Source organism: Modestobacter sp. SYSU DS0511, assembly GCF_054050755.1.
In genome coordinates, this window is the sequence record NZ_JBJGZY010000003.1 from 129,504 (window position 1) to 146,770 (window position 17,267).

The following is a 17,267-nucleotide window of genomic DNA, read 5'->3' on the forward strand; positions in this document are numbered from 1 at the left end:
CCCGCCGCCCGCTGAATGCCGAGAGGGCCGGTCCGACATCACGTCGGACCGGCCCTCTCGGCTTGTTCGGCCGGTGCCCGCCCGGAGGCGGGCACCGGCAGTCAGGCCCCGCTCAGTGGCTGTGCCCGTGGCCGTGCGAGTGGCCGTGGGTGTGGTGACCGCCGTCGGCGGACTCCTCCTCGGCGGGCTTCTCCACGATCGCGGAGTCGGTCGTGAGCACCATCGCGGCGATGGACACGGCGTGCGCCAGCGCGGCCTTGGTGACCTTCACCGGGTCGATGACCCCCTGGGCGGCCAGGTCGCCGAACTCACCGGTCGCGGCGTTGAAGCCCTGCCCGACCCCGAGCTCGCGGACCTTGCCGACGACGACGGGGCCCTCGAAGCCCGCGTTGGAGGCGATCAGGGCCAGCGGCGAGTCGATCGCCTTGCGCACCGACCGGGCCCCGATCAGCTCGTCGCCGGAGAGGTCGAGCGCCTCGACTGCGCTGGCGGCGTGCACCAGCGCGGAGCCACCACCGGGGACGACGCCCTCCTCCACCGCGGCTCGGGTGGCGGCGATGGCGTCCTCGATCCGGTGCTTCTTCTCCTTCATCTCGACCTCGGTCGCCGCACCGACCCGGATGACCGCGATGCCGCCGGCCAGCTTGGCCAGCCGCTCCTGCAGCTTCTCCCGGTCCCAGTCGGAGTCGGTGGCCTCGATCTCCTTGCGGATCTGGGCGACCCGGTCGGCGATGGCCTCGGACGTGCCGCCGCCGTCGACCAGCGTGGTGTCGTCCTTGGTGACGGTGACCCGGCGGGCGGTGCCGAGCACCTCCAGGCCGACGGAGTCCAGGGACAGGCCGACGTCCTCGCTGACGACCTGGCCACCGGTGACGACGGCGAGGTCGGCCATGAAGGCCTTGCGCCGGTCGCCGAAGAAGGGCGACTTGACCGCGACGACCTTGACGGTCTTGCGGATGGAGTTGACCACCAGCGTCGACAGGGCCTCACCCTCGACGTCCTCCGCGACGATCAGCAGCGGCCGGCCACCGGTCGAGAGCACCTTCTCCAGCAGCGGCAGCAGGTCGGGCAGGGCGCTGATCTTCCCCTGCACGAGGAGCACGAGGGCGTCCTCGAGGACGGCCTCCATCGACTCGTTGTCGGTGACGAAGTACGGCGACAGGTAGCCCTTGTCGAACTGCACGCCCTCGGTGACGTCCAGGTCGGTCGTCATGCCGCTGGCCTCTTCGACGGTGATGACGCCGTCCTTGCCGACCCGCTCCATCGCCTCACCGATCAGGTCGCCGACCGTGGCGTCCTGGGCGGAGATGGTGGCGACCTCGGAGATGGCGCCGCGGTCGTCGACCGGGATCGCCACCTGGTCCAGCGCCGCGTGCACGGCGTCGACGGCGGCGCGCATGCCGCGGCCCACGGCCATCGGGTTGGCGCCGGCGGCCACGTTGCGCAGGCCCTCGTGGACGAGCGCCTGGGCCAGCACGGTGGCGGTGGTGGTGCCGTCACCGGCGACGTCGTTGGTCTTGGTGGCGACGTTCTTCGCCAGCTGCGCGCCGAGGTTCTCGTAGGGGTCCTCGAGGTCGATCTCCCGGGCGATGGTGACGCCGTCGTTGGTGATCGTCGGGGCGCCGAAGTTCTTGTTGATGACGACGTTGCGGCCGCGGGGACCGAGGGTGACCTTGACGGCGTCAGCGAGCTTGTCGACGCCGCGCTCGAGGGCGCGCCGGGCGTCCTCGTCGAACAGGATGATCTTGGCCATTGCCAGACCTCTCTCAGGGTGCGCGGAGGAGAACAGGGGCGGACGACGACCGCCCCGGGACCCGGTGTCTCGGGTCGCCGGGGCGGTCGTTCGGAGCGCGAGCGGCGATGAACGCGTCACCAGCCGCCGGCCCTCCTGCAGGGGCCCACCGCGAGCTTGCGCGCGGTGGGGGGCAGGAGGGTCCTTTACTTCTCGACGACGGCGAGCAGGTCGCGCGCGGACAGGACGAGGTAGTCCTCGCCGCCGTAGCGCACCTCGGTGCCGCCGTACTTCGAGTAGATGACCACGTCGCCGACGTTGACGTCGAGCGGGACCCGGTTGCCGTTGTCGTCGACGCGGCCGGGGCCGACGGCGACGACGGTGCCCTCCTGGGGCTTCTCCTTGGCGGTGTCCGGGATGACCAGACCGGAGGCGGTGGTGGTCTCGGCCTCGTTGGCCTGGACGACCACGCGGTCCTCGAGCGGCTTGATGTTGACCTTGGTAGCGGTCGTCACGTCGTGACGCCCCCTTCGGTGTCGGACGGGTACTCGGAAGGTCGTGCGGTGGTGCAGATGCTGTGGCACGGAGTCGCGGGAGCTGCCGTCGCGGGGGTCAGCCACCGGCCGTGTCGTTGGCACTCTACCCATGCGAGTGCCAGCCACTCAACCGGGTCGCCCGCCCGGGCGACAGGCGCGTGGGCCAGGCTGGTGGACGTGTCCAGCGCGCACCCGGAGGCGGAGTCCGGCGACCAGGCAGCCGAGACGGTCCGCCAGCTGCGGGCGGTCGCCACCCCCGCCGGCACCGCGGCGCTGGCGCGGGCGACCGCCCTGCTCTCCGAGCGGGTCGACGCCGTCGCCGCGCTGACCCGGCTGCGTGCCGAGGTGGGGGTCGACCTGGCCGGGCCGGCCTGGGGCCTCGCCCGCCAGCGCGAGCGCGCCCGGACGGCCTTCGGCGCCGACGCCGACCGGCTCCTCTTCACCGGCGACGCCCTGGAGCAGGCGGGCCGCCCGGTACTGGCCACCCGGCGGGCGCACCGGCTGCTGGCCGGCGGCGCGGCGGAGGTCGCCGACCTGGGCTGTGCCGCCGGCACCGACACGATCGCGCTGGCCCGCGCGGGCGCCCGGGTGGTGGCGGTCGACCGCGACCCGGTCGCCCGGGAGCTCACCGCCCTCAACACGACCGCGCTGGGGCTGGCCGACCGTGTGCAGGTGCGCGACGCCGACGTCGTCGACCTGGTGGCGGCCGCCGCCGACGGCCGGGTGGCCGGGTGCGACGCCGCCGTCCTGGACCCGGCCCGCCGGGCGGGTGGCCGGCGGTTGCTGGACCCCGACCGGTGGTCACCGCCCTGGTCGACGGTGTCCCGGCTGCTCGACGTGCTGCCCACCTGCGTGGTGAAGGTGGCCCCGGGGCTCGACCACGACCGGGTGCCGGCTGGGGTCGAGGCCGAGTGGGTCTCCGCCGGTGGGTCGATCGTCGAGGCGCTGCTGTGGGGGCGCGGGGTGTCGGCGACCTGGCGCCGCGCCGCGCAGCTGCAGCCCGACGGCACGGTGCTGGAGCTGACCGCCGACGTCGACCCCGGGCTCACCCCGGTGGCCGCGGTGCGGGGCTGGCTGCACGAGCCCGATCCGGCGGTGATCCGTTCCGGCCTGGTGGCGCTGGTCGCCGACCGGTTCGGCGCCACCGGCGTCGACCCCACCATCGCCTACCTGACCTCCGACGCCCCGGCGGACTCCCCCTGGGTCAGCTCGCTGCGGGTCACCGAGGTGGTCCCGTTCAACCTCAAGAAGCTGCGGGCGCTGCTGCGCGCCCGCGGCGTCGGCCGGGTCACGGTGAAGAAGCGCGGCTCGGCGATCGAGCCGGAGACGCTGGCGCGGCAGCTGCGCGGCCCGGGCAGCGGGACGGCGGTCGTCGTCGTCACCCGGGTGGCCGGCGCACCGACCGTGCTCGTCTGCGACCCGCCGGGTCGTCCGGCGATTGCACGATGAAGCGGGTCAACGGCTGACGACCTCGATCGGCAGCGAGCTGTCGGCGCCCAGGTCGATCCGCGAGGCGGCGACCCCGGCCTCGGCCAGCCGTGAGCCGAGCGCGGCCACCATCGCGCCGTTGTCGGTGCACAGCCGGGGGCTGGGGGTGCGCAGCACGATGCCGGCGGCGTCGCAGCGCTCCTGGGCGAGCGCGCGCAGCCGGGAGTTGGCCGCCACTCCCCCGCCGATGACCAGGTGGTCGACGCCCTGGTCGCGGCAGGCCCGGACCGCCTTCGCGGTGAGCACGTCGGCCACGGCCTCCTGGAACGCGGCGGCGACGTCGGCCACCGGTACCGGCTCGCCGGCCCGCTGCCGGGCCTCGACCCAGCGGGCGACGGCGGTCTTCAGGCCGGAGAAGGAGAAGTCGTAGGCGGCGTCGCGCGGGCCGGTGAGACCGCGCGGGAAGGCGATGGACGACGGGTCGCCGTCCCGGGCGGCGCGGTCGATCGGCGGGCCGCCGGGGAAGGGCAGGCCGAGCACCCGGGCCACCTTGTCGAACGCCTCCCCCGCGGCGTCGTCGATGGTGCGGCCGAGCTCCTGCACGTCCTGGGTCAGGTCGGGCACCAGCAGCAGCGAGCTGTGCCCGCCGGAGACGAGCATGGCCAGCGACGGCTCGGCGAGCCGGCCGTGCTCCAGCTCGTCGACCGCGACGTGCGCGGCGAGGTGGTTGACCCCGTACAGCGGCACGTCCAGGGCCAGCGCGTAGGCCTTCGCCGCCGCCACCCCGACCAGCAGCGCGCCGGTCAGGCCCGGCCCGGCGGTCACCGCGACGGCGTCGACGTCGCCGAGGGAGACCCCCGCATCGGCCAGCGCCCGGTGCACCGTCGGGACCATCGCCTCCAGGTGGGCCCGGCTGGCGATCTCCGGGACGACGCCGCCGAAGCGCTCGTGCTCGGCCATGCTCGTGGCCAGCGCGTCGGACAGCAGCGTCTGCCCGCGCACCAGCCCGATGCCGGTCTCGTCGCACGAGGTCTCGAACCCCAGCACCAACGGCTGGCTCACCGTCATCGTCCGCTCCCGCGGTCGCTCCGCTCCCTGCCCGCTCATGGCCGCACCTTCCTCTCCATGACGACGGCGTCGGCCCCGCTGAGCGGGTAGTAGTGCGGCCGGCGGCCGATCTCGACGAAGCCGCGGCGGGCGTAGAAGGCCTGGGTGGCCGCGTCGTCGGCGCGCACCTCCAGCAGCACCGGGGTGGGCCGCCGGTCGGCCTCCACCAGCAGGGTGTCCAGCAGGAGCGCCCCGATGCCCTCGTGCTGCCGTGCGCCGGTGACCCCGATGGTGGCGATGTGCGCCTCGTCGTCGTAGGCGATCAGCCCGGCGTAGCCGACGACGACGCCGTCCGGGTCGACGGCGACCAGGTAGCGGCGGGTGTCCGGGCGGGCGAGCTCGTCGCGGTACATCCACTCGGTCCAGGTGTCCGGCGCGAAGAGCTCCTCCTCGAGCTCCATCACCCGGGGGAGGTCGGCCGCGGTCATCGCGCGCAACCGGACGCTCACTGGCTGACCGCCTTGCGCGCTGCCGGCGGCACGGCGTCGGGACGGCGCAGGTACAGCGGCTCCAGCGGTGCGGGCGGCGAGCCGAGCAGCGGGGCGGCGGCGCGCAGCAGCCCCGCCGTCGTCACCTCCGCTGGGGCGACGTCGCGCCCGAGCCGCTCGGCGAAGCGGACGTCGCCCACCACCGGGTCGGTGACCGGGGCGTCCTCCGGCCGGTCCACGCCCGGGCCGGTCTGCCGGGTGCCCGCGGCGTCGTAGGTGGCCCAGTGGACCTCCTTGCGGCGGGCGTCGGTGACCACCGACCGGGCGCCCTCGCCCACCGCGTCCAGCGAGCAGACCCCGTGCACCGGCACCCCGAGGGCGTCGCCGAACGCGGCGGCGGTGACGATGCCGACCCGCAGCCCGGTGAACGGCCCCGGCCCCAGCCCGGTGACGACGGCGTCGAGGTCGGCCCGCGTGACCCCGGCCTCGGCCAGCACGTCACGGACGGCGGGGGTGAGGAGCTCGGCGTGCCGGTTGCCCGAGGCGACGGCGCGCTCGGCGAGCACCTCCGCCGGGCCCGCGCCCGGCCTCACCCCAGACCACCGCGCCAGGCCGACGACGAGGGTCGGGGTGGCGGTGTCGAGCGCGAGGACCAGCACGACCGACGAGAGTAGTTCGCCACCGGCCAGGTGGTCCCGCCCGCCGGTCAGACCAGCCCGTGGGCGTGGACCGCCTCGGCCACCTGCAGGAAGCCGGCGACGTTGGCGCCCAGCACCAGGTCGCCGGGGGCGCCGTACTCCTCGGCCGTCTCGTGGCAGCGCGCGTGGATGCCGCGCATGATGTCCTCCAGCCGGGCCTCGGTGTACTCGAAGGTCCAGCGGTCGCGGGAGGCGTTCTGCTGCATCTCCAGCGCCGAGGTGGCCACCCCGCCGGCGTTGGCCGCCTTGCCCGGGGCGAAGGCCACGCCGGCCTCGCGGAGCACCTGGACGGCATCGGGGGTGGCCGGCATGTTGGCGCCCTCGACGACGTACCGGCAGCCGTTGCGGACCAGCGTCGCCGCGGCTTCGCCGTCCAGCTCGTTCTGCGTCGCGCTCGGCAGCGCGATGTCGCACGGCACGTCCCAGATGCTGCCGCCGGCCACGAACCGGGCGGAGGGGACTCGCGCCGCATAGGCGTCGATCCGGGCCCGCTGCACCTCCTTGAGCTCCTTGAGGACGTCGAGGTCGATGCCCCGCTCGTCCACGACGTAGCCGCTGGAGTCGGAGCAGGCGACCACCGTGCCACCCAGCTGGTGCACCTTCTCGATGCCGTACACGGCCACGTTCCCGGAGCCGGAGACGGTGACCCGCTTGCCGTCCATCGACTCACCCCGCGCCGCCAGCATCTCGGCGGCGAAGAAGGCGGCGCCGTAGCCGGTCGCCTCCGTGCGCACCAGGGCGCCGCCCCAGCCCAGGCCCTTGCCGGTCAGCACGCCGGACTCGTAGCGGTTGGTGATCCGCTTGTACTGGCCGAACAGGTAGCCGATCTCCCGCGCCCCCACGCCGATGTCGCCGGCGGGGACGTCGGTGTACTCCCCCAGGTGCCGGTACAGCTCGGTCATGAAGGACTGGCAGAACCGCATCACCTCGGCGTCGGAGCGGCCCTTCGGGTCGAAGTCCGCCCCGCCCTTGCCCCCGCCGATCGGCATGCCGGTCAGCGCGTTCTTGAAGACCTGCTCGAAGCCGAGGAACTTGACGATGCCCAGGTTGACCGAGGGGTGGAACCGCAGCCCACCCTTGTAGGGGCCCAACGCCGAGCTGAACTCCACCCGGAAGCCGCGGTTGATGTGCACCTCACCGCGGTCGTCCTGCCACGGGACGCGGAAGATGACCTGCCGCTCGGGCTCGCAGATCCGCTCGACGGTCTTCATCTCGGTGTACTCGCGGTGCCGGGACAGCACGACCGCGAGCGACTCCAGCACCTCGCGCACCGCCTGGTGGAACTCCGTCTCCCCCGGGTTCCGGCGCAGGACCTCGTCGTAGATGGTCTCGATGACCGGCTGTGCCCGCACTGGCCCCTCCGCTCCTCGACCGGCGACGCCCCCGACGTCGACCCGGTGGCCGCACCGGTGTGCGGCTCGGTTCCTGGACGGTACGAGACGGCACGGCCGGACGCAGGTCAGTCGCCGAGGCGCTGCTCCCAGCCCGCGCCGACGGGCACGAGGCGGGCGGTGCGGACGTCGTCGTCCCGGCGGTCCAGCTCGACGACCAGGTGCTCGTCGGCCAGCTGCTCGACCAGGCCGTGTCCCCACTCGACCACGGTGACCGCCTCCTCGGTGGTGGCGTCGAGGTCCAGGTCGTCGACGTCGGCCATGCTCCCGAGCCGGTAGGCGTCGACGTGCACCAGCGGCACCCGGCCGCCGCGGTGCACCCGGGCCAGCACGAACGTCGGCGAGGTGACCGGCCCGCGCACGCCGAGCCCGGCGCCGATGCCCTGGGTGAGCGCGGTCTTGCCGGCGCCCAACGGGCCGGCGAGCACGACGAGGTCGCCGGCGCGCAGCAGCCCGGCCAGCTCGCGGCCCAGGGCGTGGGTGTCCGCCGGCGTGGGCAGCAGGTGCTCGCGGTTCACAGCGCGCCCGCCACGGCCTGCAGGTCGGCCAGCAACCCGGCGCGGGGGGCCCCGTTGGGCCCGAACCGGATCGCCGCCGACGGGTGGTAGGTGGCCCACACCTGCCGGCCGTCGACCTCGTGCGCCCGGCCGCGGACCTGGCCCAGCACCGTGCGCGGCCCGAGGAACCACTTCGCCGAGGAGAGCCCCAGCGCCACCACCACCCGGGCGTCGAGCAGCTCCAGCTGGCGGCGCAACCAGCCGCTGCAGCGCGCCACCTCCGGCGCCTTCGGGGTCCGGTTGGCCGGCGGTCGGCACTTCACGATGTTGAGCACCGCGGCGTCGGCCCGGTCCAGCCCCGCCTCGCCGAGCAACTGGTCCAGCAGCGCGCCGGAGCGCCCGACGAAGGGCCGGCCGGTCTCGTCCTCGGTCGCCCCCGGGGCCTCGCCCACGAGGACCAGCCGCGGGCGGCCACCGACGGGCAGGTCGCCGACGACGACGTGCTGGCGAGTGGCGGCCAGCTCCGGGCAGGCCACGCAGGAGCGGGCGACCCCGGCCAACGCGGTCCAGTCCGCCGCGGCCGCGGCGGTGCGGGCCACCTCGTCGGCGGCCGCGTCGAGGCGGGGCGGTCGGAGGGCGGCCACGGCGAGCACCCTACGACCGGGCCGGTGCGGTCACCCGCGCCGGGACCCCCGCTCCGCCTCCACCCGGCGCAGCAGCTCGGACAGCGCCGCCGTCACCTGCTCCGGGTGCTCGAGCGGCACCAGGTGCCCGGCGTCGGGTACGACGACGAAGTCCACCCCGTGCTCGTCGCGGCCCAGGTCCTGCACGATGAGCTCGCTGTGCGCGGCGGGGATCATCCGGTCGCTGTCGCCGGTGAGCACCAGGACGGGCACCCGGCGCAGCGGCTCGATGGCGCCGCTCTGGTCCAGGCGGACCAGCGCCGGGTAGAACTCCGCGATCACGTCGACCGGGGTACCGGCGATCATCGCGTCCACGTAGTGGCCCAGCGCCGGCGCGACGTCGGCGGAGGAGAACGACAGCGCCCGGGTGGCTGCGGAGACGACGTCCTTGGCCAGCCGGCGGGTGTGCTCGGCGATCACCGGCCGGCGGCGCATGGTCCACGCGGCCAGCGGCAGCACCGCGGCCCGCACCCGGGTGAGCAGGTGCGGCAGCCCGAAGTCGAGGTCGGCGAGGTTGCCGCTCGAGGTCGACACCAGCGCCACGCCCACCACCCGGTCGCCGAACAGCTCCGGACGGCGGCGGGCGAACGCCAGCAGGCTCATCCCGCCCATCGAGTGGCCGACCAGCACCACCGGGCCGCGCGGCACCCGCGCGGTGAGCACCGCCTCCAGGTCCGCCGCCAGCTGCTCGATGGTGGCGTGCGCGGCGTCGCCCCGGCCGGAGGAGCCGTGGCCGCGCTGGTCGTAGAAGACCAGCCGGGCCGCCGGCCGGTGGCCGTTGGCGGTGGCCAGCTGCTCGCCGAGGTCGCGGCGCTGGAAGGTCCAGGAGTGCATCGACAGCGCGTAGCCGTGCACGAACACGACGGTCAGCGGTGCGTCGAGCGGGCCGACCTCCTCCACGGCCAGCCGGCACCCGTCGTCGGCCTCGACCACCGCCGTCCGGTCGGCCGGGCGGCGGCGCAGGCCCAGCGGGTCATCCTCGCGCAGCTCCTGCCACGTCTCCTGGTCGACGTCGGGAACCTGGCCGGCCAGCCGCTCGGCACGGACCCGGGCGGTGGCCGCGCGGGTGGCGGTGACCCCGACGGCCGTGCCGGCGGCGGCCAGCCCGAGCACCGCACCGACCAGGCCGACCGTGCGCCCGCTGGGCCGGTGCAGGTGGTGGAGCTGGTGCGGGTGGCGGTTCGCGGCGGCCATCAGACCGCCCCGGCCGTGCCGACGTGCCGGCGGGTGAACCGGCCACCGACCCGGGTGACCAGCTCGTAGTGGATGGTGTCGAGGGCGTCGGCCCAGTCCTGCGCCGTCGGCTCGCCGTCGTCGCCCGGGCCCCACAGCACCACCCGGTCACCGGGCGCCACCGGGTCGTTCCCGACGTCGAGCACGAACTGGTCCATGCACACCCGGCCGGCGATGGTGCGCTGCGCGCCCGCGGCCAGCACCCGCGCACGGTTGCCCGCGGCCCGGGGCACCCCGTCGGCGTACCCGACCGGCACCAGCGCCAGCGTCGTCTCCGCCGCGGTGGCGTAGGTGTGGCCGTAGGAGACCCCGGCACCGGCGGGTACCCGCTTGGTGAGCGCGACCCGGGCCCGCACGGTCATCGCCGGGCGCAGCCCGTACTGCGCCGGGTCGCCGCCCAGCGGGTCCAGCCCGTAGACCGCCACGCCGGGACGGACCATGTCGAACCAGGTCCCCGGCAGCGCGATGGTCGCCGCCGAGTTGGCCAGGTGCCGGCGGGCGTCGGTCAGCCCGGCCGCCCGGGCCAGCGCCACGGCCTCCTCGAAGACCCGGACCTGCCGGCCGATCGTCGGGTGCGTCGGGGCGTCGGCGTAGGCCAGGTGGCTCCACAGCCCGGTGACCACCAGCTCGCCGTCGGCCTGCGCGCGCGCCGCGTCCGCCACCAGCCCGGGCCAGGCGTCCGGGGTGGCGCCCTCCCGGGACAGCCCGGTGTCGGCGAACAGCTGCACCCGGGCGGTCCGACCGGTGGCCCGGGCGGCGTCCACCACCTCGGCCAGCGCCCACTCGGCGTTGACCGACACCTCGACGTCGGCGGTCAGCGCGGCGGCGTAGTCCTCCCCCGGCCCGTGCTGCCACGACAGCAGCGGCGCGGTGACCCCCGCCGCGCGCAGCGCGAGCGCCTCCTCCAGCACGGTCACCCCGAGCGCGTCGGCACCGCCGGCGAGCGCGGCACGGGCGGCCGGCACCAGCCCGTGGCCGTACCCGTCGGCCTTGACCACGGCCATCAACGGCCGGCCGACCCGCTCGCGCAGCACCGCGGTGTTCGCCGCGATCGCGTCCAGGTCGACCAGCACCTCGGCCCGGCTGTCCCCGGTCCGCCGGGGGGTCTGCTGCACCGTCGTCACCAGCTCACTGTCCCAGGCGCGCCCGCTCAGGCGGGGGCACCGCCCCGGTAGAGCCGGCCGACGGCCTCCGGCAGGTGGCGCACCAGGTCACCGGCGACCAGCGGTCCGTCCGCGGCGGCCAGCTGACCCGCCCGGCCGTGCACGTGGGCGGCGGTCGCGGCGGCCTCGACCGCGGGCAGCCCGGTGACCGGGGTCTGCGCCAGCACCGAGCCGAGCACGCCGGAGAGGACGTCACCGGTACCGGCGGTGGCCAGCCACGGGGTGCCGGTGCCGTTGACGAACGTCGTCCCCGCCGCGTCGGCGACCACGGTGGCATCGCCCTTGAGCAGCACCGTGCAGCCGAGTTCGGCCGCCCCCCGGCGGGCGGCAGCCATCCGGTCGGCGCCCACCTCGCCGAAGATCCGGGCGAACTCGCGGTCGTGCGGGGTGAGCACGGTCGGCGCCGTCCGGTCGCGGACGAGCTCCGGGGAGTCGGCGACCATCGTCAGCCCGTCGGCGTCCACCACCACCGGCAGGTCGGTGGCGAGCACCTCGGCGAGCACGCTGCGCGCGTCGTCGTCGGTGCCCATGCCCGGCCCCACCACCCAGGCCTGCACCCGGCCGGCGTCCCCGGGGCGGCCGGAGGTCACGATCGCCTCCGGCCAGGAGGCGCGCACCCCGTCGGCGGCGGCACCGGCGTAGCGCACCAGGCCCGGACGGGTGCGCAGCGCGGCGCCGGTGCAGAGCACGCCGGCCCCCGGGTAGGTGGCCGAGCCGGCGACGATGCCCACGACCCCGCCGGTGTACTTGTCGCTGTCCGGCGACGGCGGCTCGATCCGCGCCGCGGCGTCGGCATCGGTCAGCTGCCGGGCGGACGGTTCGCCGAGGTGCGGGCCGAGGCCGATGTCGACCAGGTGGACCTGCCCGGCGTGCCGGCGGCCCTCCCCGACGACGAGCCCCGGCTTCACCGCGCCGAAGGTCACCGTGTGCTGCGCGGGAAAGACCTCCCCGGGCACCTCCCCGGTGTCCGCGGCGACCCCGCTGGGCAGGTCGGCGGCGACCAGCAGCCCTGGCCCGGCCGCCGCCTGCCCGGCCAGGTCGGCGGCGGCCGGGCGCAGGCCGCCGGAGCCCCCGATGCCGACGACCCCGTCCAGGACGAGGTCGGCGCGGTCCAGCCCGCTGTGCGCGGGGTCGGCGACCCGGCCCCCGGCCCGGCGGAGCGCGGCCAGGCCGGCCGCGTGCGCGCGCTCGGGGTCCAGCAGGACGGCGGTGACCTGCGCACCCCGGCCGGCGAGGTGGGCGCCGGCGAACAGCGCGTCACCGCCGTTGTCGCCGGCACCGACGAGCAGCACCACCCGCAGCCCGTGGGCCCGGCCGGCGAGCCCGAGGCAGATCGTCGCGAGCCCCGTCGCGGCTCGCTGCATGAGCGCGCCGGGCGGCAGCGTCGCCATCAGCGCACGCTCCGCCGTCCGCACCTCGTCGGCGGTGTGGAGCCCGATCACGGAGCACCCTCGGCGATGACCACGGCAGAGGCGATGCCCCCGTCGTGGCTCAACGACACGTGCCAGGAGGTGACGCCGAGCTCGGCGGCCTGCCGGGCCACGGTGCCCCGCACCTCCAGGTGGGGGCGGCCGCGCTCCCCGACGACCACCTCCGCGTCGTGCCACTGCAGGCCCCCGGGGGCGCCGAGGGCCTTGGCCAGCGCCTCCTTCGCCGCGAAGCGGGCGGCCAGGGACTCCCCGGTCCGCTCACCGCCGGAAGGCGTGCGCTGCTCGGCCGCGGTGAACAGCCGGTCCCGCAGACCCGGCGTGCGCTGCAGCGAGGCGGCGAACCGGTCGACCGGGCACACGTCGATGCCGACCCCGATGATCACCCGCCCAGTCTGCCCGGTGGCCCCGCCCGGCGTCCTCCCGCACCAACACCTGTCCCCCCGCACCAATGCTGGTGCGGGGGGACAGGCAGTGATCAGGTGACCTGATCCAACCCCGGGAGGGCCGACTACTCGACGGTGACGGACTTCGCCAGGTTGCGCGGCTGGTCGACGTCCAGGCCCCGGGTGTCGGCGATCTCGCAGGCCAGCACCTGCAGCGGCACGGTGGTGACCACCGGCGCCAGCAGGGTGGGCGTGCGCGGCACCCGGATCAGGTGGTCGGCGTAGGGCAGCACGTCGTCGTCGCCCTCCTCGGCGATGACGATCGTGCGTGCGCCGCGGGCCCGCACCTCCTGGATGTTGGAGACGACCTTGCCGTGCACCGACCCGCGGCTGCGCGGCGACGGCACCACGACGACGACCGGCGTGCCCTGCCCGATCAGCGCGATCGACCCGTGCTTGAGCTCGCCGGCGGCGAAGCCCTCGGCGTGGATGTAGGCCAGCTCCTTGAGCTTGAGCGCGCCCTCGAGAGCGACCGGGTAGCCCACGTGCCGGCCGAGGAACAGCAGCGTGTTCTCGGTGGCCAGCGACCGGGCCAGCTCGCGCACCGGCTCCATGTCGGCGAGCACCTGGGACACCGCGCCCGGCAGCTGCCGCAGGTCGTCGACGATCGAGGCGACCTCGTCGGCGTACTTGACCCCGCGGACCTGGGCGAGGAACAGCCCCACCAGGTAGCAGGCGACCACCTGGGTCAGGAAGCCCTTGGTGGAGGCGACGGCGACCTCCGGCCCGGCGTGGGTGTAGAGGACGGCGTCGGACTCGCGCGGGATCGTCGAGCCGTTCGCGTTGCAGATCGCCAGCACCCGGGCCTTCTGCTCGCGGGCGTGGCGCAGCGCCATCAGGGTGTCCATCGTCTCACCGGACTGGCTGATGACGACCACGAGCGTCGAGCGGTCCAGCACCGGGTCCCGGTAGCGGAACTCGCTGGCCAGCTCCACCTCCACCGGGATCCGGGTCCAGTGCTCGATGGCGTACTTGGCGATCAGGCCGGCGTGGTACGCGGTGCCGCAGGCGACGACGAAGACCTTGTCGATGTCGCGCAGCTCCTGGTCGGAGAGGCGGACCTCGTCGAGGACGAGCTCGCCGTTCTCCCCCAGCCGACCCAGCAGGGTGTCCGCGACCGCCTGCGGCTGCTCGGCGATCTCCTTGAGCATGAACCAGTCGTAGCCGCCCTTCTCGGCGGCCTCGGCGTCCCAGTCGACGTCGTAGGCCGTGGGCTCGACCGGCGCGCCGGCGAAGTCGGTGACCGTGACCCCGCGGGTGCGGTCGATCTCCACGACCTGGTCCTGGCCGAGCTCGAGGGCCTTGCGGGTGTGCCCGATGAAGGCCGCGACGTCGGAGCCGAGGAAGTACTCCCCCTCACCGACGCCCACGACCAGCGGGCTGTTGCGACGCGAGGCGACCAGGGTGTCCGGCTCCGCCGCATGACCGGCGACCAGGGTGAAGGCGCCCTCGAGCTGCCGGCTGACCACGCGCATCGCCTCGGCGAGCCGGCCGGCACCGGCGGGGAGCTCCCGGTAGGTGGCGGTCAGCAGGTGGGCGACGACCTCGGTGTCGGTCTCGGAGGTGAACTCCACACCCGTCGACTCGATCTCGGCGCGCAGCGCGGCGAAGTTCTCGATGATGCCGTTGTGCACGACCGCGACGGCGCCGTCGGCGGAGACGTGCGGGTGGGCGTTGCGGTCGGTGGGCCCGCCGTGGGTGGCCCACCGGGTGTGCCCGAGGCCGATGGTGGCGGCGGGCAGCCCCTCCTCGGCGAGCTCCTTCTCCAGGTTGGCCAGCTTGCCGGCCTTCTTCGCGGCGCTCAGTCGCCCGTCGGCGATGACCGCGACCCCGGCCGAGTCATATCCGCGGTACTCGAGTCGGCGGAGTCCGTCCAGGACCACGTCGAGCGAGTTCTGCGGTCCCACATACCCCACGATGCCGCACATTCGACCGATGGTACCGGCGAGCGTGGAACCGTTCCGTCACGGTCGATGGCGACACGGCGCGCACGGGACAGCTGCGACGGGAGGGTCCGGTGCGTCGTCCCGGGCCGCTCAGCCGGTGGCGGCCACCACCGCGGCGAGCCGGGCGGCGGTCTCGTCGGCCTCCTCCTGGGTGGGCGCCTCGACCATCACCCGGACCAGCTGCTCGGTGCCCGAGGGGCGCAGCAGCACCCGGCCGGTGTCGCCGAGCTCGGCCTCGACCGCGTTGACCGCCTGGGCGACCTCGTCGCTCTCCACGACCGCCAGCCGGTCGGTGACCGGCACGTTGACCAGCGTCTGCGGCAGCCGCCGGACGACGGAGGCCAGCTCCGCCAGCGACGCCCCGGTCGCGCTCATCCGGGACAGCAGGGCCAGCCCGGTGAGCAGGCCGTCGCCGGTGGTGGCCCAGTCGAGGAAGACCAGGTGGCCGCTCTGCTCGCCCCCGAGGGACAGCCCGCGGGAGCGGAGCGCCTCCAGCACGTAGCGGTCACCCACGGCGGTGGTCTGCACGGCGATGCCCGCGTCGCGCATGGTGTGGTGGAAGCCGAGGTTGCTCATCACCGTGGCCACGACCGTGTCGTTGGTGAGGTTGCCGCTCTCGTGCAGCGCCAGCGCGCAGATCGCGAGGATCGCGTCGCCGTCGACGACCTGCCCCTCGGCGGTGACGGCCAGGCAGCGGTCGGCGTCACCGTCGTGGGCGATGCCGATGTCCGCGCCGCGGCGGGCCACCTCGGCGATCAGGGGCTCCAGGTGGGTGGAGCCGATGCCGTCGTTGATGTTCCAGCCATCGGGCTCGCCACCGATGACGTGCACCTGCGCGCCGGCCCGGCGGTAGACCTCGGGCGCGCAGCGGAAGGCGGCGCCGTGGGCGCAGTCGACCACCACGCGCAGGCCGCGCAACGGCTCGCGCAGGGCCGAGAGCACGTGGGCGGTGTAGTCCTCCGCGGCGCCGGCCAGCTCGCGGACGCGGCCGACCCCGCCGCCGGTGGGGCGGTGGTCGCCCCGGGGGTCACCGCCGTCGAGACCGGTGACCCGCCGCTCGATCGCCGCCTCGACCGCGTCGGGCAGCTTGTGCCCACCGCGGCTGAACAGCTTGATGCCGTTGTCGGGCATCGGGTTGTGGCTGGCCGACAGCATCACGCCGAGATCGGCGTCGGTGCGCCCGGTCAGGTGCGCGATGGCCGGCGTGGGCAGCACGCCCACCCGCAGGACCTCGGCGCCGGCACTGGCCAGCCCGGCGACCACGGCCGCCTCGAGCATCTCCCCGCTCGCGCGGGGGTCGCGGCCGACGACCGCGACGGGACGCGAGGTCCCGTCGCGGTCGGCGAGCACGCTGGCAGCCGCACGGGCCACCGAGAGGGCCAGCTCCGGCGTCAGGTCGGCGTTGGCCCGGCCTCGGACGCCGTCGGTGCCGAAGAGGCGACCCATGGAACAGACCCCCGGACGCCGGTCAGCGCTTGGAGTACTGCGGGGCCTTGCGGGCCTTCTTCAGGCCGTACTTCTTGCGCTCGGTGACACGCGGGTCACGGGTCAGGAAGCCGGCCTTCTTCAGCGTGGGGCGGTCGTCGGGCTCGACCTCGATCAGCGCGCGGGCGATCGCCAGGCGCAGCGCACCGGCCTGGCCGCTGACGCCACCGCCGTGCAGGATGCCGACGACGTCGTACTGCTCGGCCTTCTCCAGGATCACGAACGGCTCACGGATGAGCTGCTGGTGGACCTTGTTCGGGAAGTACTCCTCGATGGAGCGGCCGTTGAGCCGGAACTGGCCGGTGCCGGGGAGCAGACGCACCCGGACGATGGCCTCCTTGCGGCGGCCGACGGTCTGCACCGGACGCCCGTCGGCGTCGGTCACGGTCTGGGCCGTGGTCATGGGCGTGGTCACTGGGCCACCTGCTTGATCTCGTAGGTCTGGGGCTGCTGGGCGGCGTGCGGGTGCTCGGGCCCGGCGTAGACCTTGAGCTTGGAGAGCATCTGCCGGCCCAGCGAGTTGTGCGGCAGCATCCCCTTGACGGCGCGCTCGATGACGCGGTCGGGACGGGTCCGGAGCTCGTCGCCGACGTTGGTCCGCTTGAGGCCGCCCGGGTGGCCGGAGTGGCGGTAGGCGATCTTGTCGTCGCGCTTGGAGCCGGTCAGCGCCACCTTGCCGGCGTTGACGATGACGACGAAGTCACCGGCGTCCACGTGCGGGGCGAACTGGGGCTTGTGCTTGCCGCGCAGCAGCTGTGCGGTCTGGCTGGCGAGTCGGCCGAGCACCACGTCGGTGGCGTCGATGACGTGCCACGCCCGGGTGATGTCACCGGGCTTGGGGCTGTACGTGCGCACGAGGCTCACTGTCCTTCGTCGATCGGGCGGGCGGCTGGTGGGATCGCCTCACCGAGCACGGGAGACTTGGCCGCCATCCGGGCACCGTGTGTACAGGTGACCGACGACCCGGGACACGCGTGCACCAGCCGGCAGCGCGCGCCAAACGGACACGATACCAGGAGGGAGGACCCCCGAAGGATCTCGCCCGCCGCACCGCCCGCGAGCTCGCA

General features: G+C 74.9%; 17 protein-coding genes. 1 reads left to right on the top strand and 16 read right to left on the bottom strand.

Features of this window, described 5'->3' with window-relative positions:
- Positions 1 to 112: 112 nt before the first annotated feature.
- The gene (gene groL / locus ACI783_RS02725) at positions 113 to 1,753 is read right to left on the bottom strand and encodes a chaperonin GroEL (RefSeq protein WP_457139024.1); all 1,641 of its coding nucleotides are present in this window, start codon (positions 1,751 to 1,753) and stop codon (positions 113 to 115) included.
- Positions 1,754 to 1,938: 185 nt separating this feature from the next.
- Positions 1,939 to 2,247: a co-chaperone GroES gene (gene groES / locus ACI783_RS02730; protein WP_036334331.1), complete on the bottom strand. Its 309-nt coding sequence runs from the start codon at positions 2,245 to 2,247 to the stop codon at positions 1,939 to 1,941.
- 198 nt (positions 2,248 to 2,445) lie between these two features.
- Between groES and ACI783_RS02735 the strand changes: the two genes are divergently transcribed.
- Positions 2,446 to 3,717: a class I SAM-dependent methyltransferase gene (locus tag ACI783_RS02735; RefSeq protein WP_457139025.1), complete on the top strand. Its 1,272-nt coding sequence runs from the start codon at positions 2,446 to 2,448 to the stop codon at positions 3,715 to 3,717.
- A gap of 6 nt (positions 3,718 to 3,723) precedes the next feature.
- Here the strand turns inward: ACI783_RS02735 and tsaD are convergent, their stop codons facing one another.
- The 14 genes from tsaD to rplM form a co-directional block, all read right to left on the bottom strand.
- Complete coding sequence (tsaD, locus tag ACI783_RS02740) at positions 3,724 to 4,803, bottom strand: tRNA (adenosine(37)-N6)-threonylcarbamoyltransferase complex transferase subunit TsaD (protein ID WP_457139026.1); 1,080 nt, start codon at positions 4,801 to 4,803, stop codon at positions 3,724 to 3,726.
- Positions 4,800 to 5,252 carry a ribosomal protein S18-alanine N-acetyltransferase gene (rimI, locus tag ACI783_RS02745; protein ID WP_457139027.1) on the bottom strand — a complete coding sequence of 151 codons (453 nt, stop codon included), beginning with the start codon at positions 5,250 to 5,252 and terminating at the stop codon, positions 4,800 to 4,802. The genes tsaD and rimI overlap by 4 nt, the downstream gene beginning before the upstream one ends.
- Positions 5,249 to 5,890: a tRNA (adenosine(37)-N6)-threonylcarbamoyltransferase complex dimerization subunit type 1 TsaB gene (gene tsaB / locus ACI783_RS02750; protein WP_457139028.1), complete on the bottom strand. Its 642-nt coding sequence runs from the start codon at positions 5,888 to 5,890 to the stop codon at positions 5,249 to 5,251. Before tsaB ends, rimI begins: the two co-directional genes overlap by 4 nt.
- Before the next feature lie 47 nt (positions 5,891 to 5,937).
- Positions 5,938 to 7,281, bottom strand: coding sequence for an NADP-specific glutamate dehydrogenase (gene gdhA, locus ACI783_RS02755; protein ID WP_457139029.1), 1,344 nt, complete (start codon positions 7,279 to 7,281; stop codon positions 5,938 to 5,940).
- Between the two features lie 107 nt (positions 7,282 to 7,388).
- Positions 7,389 to 7,838: a tRNA (adenosine(37)-N6)-threonylcarbamoyltransferase complex ATPase subunit type 1 TsaE gene (gene tsaE / locus ACI783_RS02760; protein WP_457084251.1), complete on the bottom strand. Its 450-nt coding sequence runs from the start codon at positions 7,836 to 7,838 to the stop codon at positions 7,389 to 7,391.
- A complete protein-coding gene (locus tag ACI783_RS02765) occupies positions 7,835 to 8,461 on the bottom strand; it encodes a uracil-DNA glycosylase (RefSeq protein ID WP_457084249.1) in 627 nt (208 codons plus the stop codon). The genes tsaE and ACI783_RS02765 overlap by 4 nt, the downstream gene beginning before the upstream one ends.
- A 30-nt stretch (positions 8,462 to 8,491) precedes the next feature.
- Positions 8,492 to 9,694: an alpha/beta fold hydrolase gene (locus ACI783_RS02770; protein ID WP_457139030.1), complete on the bottom strand. Its 1,203-nt coding sequence runs from the start codon at positions 9,692 to 9,694 to the stop codon at positions 8,492 to 8,494.
- The gene (alr, locus tag ACI783_RS02775; RefSeq protein ID WP_457139031.1) at positions 9,694 to 10,857 is read right to left on the bottom strand and encodes an alanine racemase; all 1,164 of its coding nucleotides are present in this window, start codon (positions 10,855 to 10,857) and stop codon (positions 9,694 to 9,696) included. The genes ACI783_RS02770 and alr overlap by 1 nt, the downstream gene beginning before the upstream one ends.
- A 26-nt stretch (positions 10,858 to 10,883) precedes the next feature.
- Positions 10,884 to 12,338 carry an NAD(P)H-hydrate dehydratase gene (locus tag ACI783_RS02780; RefSeq protein WP_457139032.1) on the bottom strand — a complete coding sequence of 485 codons (1,455 nt, stop codon included), beginning with the start codon at positions 12,336 to 12,338 and terminating at the stop codon, positions 10,884 to 10,886.
- Positions 12,335 to 12,709: a holo-ACP synthase gene (locus ACI783_RS02785; RefSeq protein ID WP_457139033.1), complete on the bottom strand. Its 375-nt coding sequence runs from the start codon at positions 12,707 to 12,709 to the stop codon at positions 12,335 to 12,337. The genes ACI783_RS02780 and ACI783_RS02785 overlap by 4 nt, the downstream gene beginning before the upstream one ends.
- A gap of 125 nt (positions 12,710 to 12,834) precedes the next feature.
- On the bottom strand, positions 12,835 to 14,697 hold the full coding sequence (glmS, locus tag ACI783_RS02790; protein ID WP_457139034.1) for a glutamine--fructose-6-phosphate transaminase (isomerizing): 1,863 nt from the start codon (positions 14,695 to 14,697) through the stop codon (positions 12,835 to 12,837).
- A gap of 108 nt (positions 14,698 to 14,805) precedes the next feature.
- Positions 14,806 to 16,161 (bottom strand): phosphoglucosamine mutase, encoded by a 1,356-nt coding sequence (glmM, locus tag ACI783_RS02795; RefSeq protein WP_457139035.1) that lies wholly within the window; start codon positions 16,159 to 16,161, stop codon positions 14,806 to 14,808.
- 22 nt (positions 16,162 to 16,183) lie between these two features.
- Positions 16,184 to 16,615: a 30S ribosomal protein S9 gene (rpsI, locus tag ACI783_RS02800; RefSeq protein ID WP_457084235.1), complete on the bottom strand. Its 432-nt coding sequence runs from the start codon at positions 16,613 to 16,615 to the stop codon at positions 16,184 to 16,186.
- A complete protein-coding gene (rplM, locus tag ACI783_RS02805) occupies positions 16,612 to 17,055 on the bottom strand; it encodes a 50S ribosomal protein L13 (RefSeq protein ID WP_457084233.1) in 444 nt (147 codons plus the stop codon). The genes rpsI and rplM overlap by 4 nt, the downstream gene beginning before the upstream one ends.
- Between the last annotated feature and the right edge of the window lie 212 nt (positions 17,056 to 17,267).

What these genes read in the sequence shown, in the direction of transcription:
- tsaD (WP_457139026.1), bottom strand. Translation starts at nt 4,803, where the DNA reads ATGAGCGGGCAGGGAGCGGAGCGACCGCGGGAGCGGACGATGACGGTG.
- glmS (WP_457139034.1), bottom strand. Translation starts at nt 14,697, where the DNA reads ATGTGCGGCATCGTGGGGTATGTGGGACCGCAGAACTCGCTCGACGTG.
- ACI783_RS02770 (WP_457139030.1), bottom strand. Translation starts at nt 9,694, where the DNA reads ATGGCCGCCGCGAACCGCCACCCGCACCAGCTCCACCACCTGCACCGG.
- groL (WP_457139024.1), bottom strand. Translation starts at nt 1,753, where the DNA reads ATGGCCAAGATCATCCTGTTCGACGAGGACGCCCGGCGCGCCCTCGAG.
- glmM (WP_457139035.1), bottom strand. Translation starts at nt 16,161, where the DNA reads ATGGGTCGCCTCTTCGGCACCGACGGCGTCCGAGGCCGGGCCAACGCC.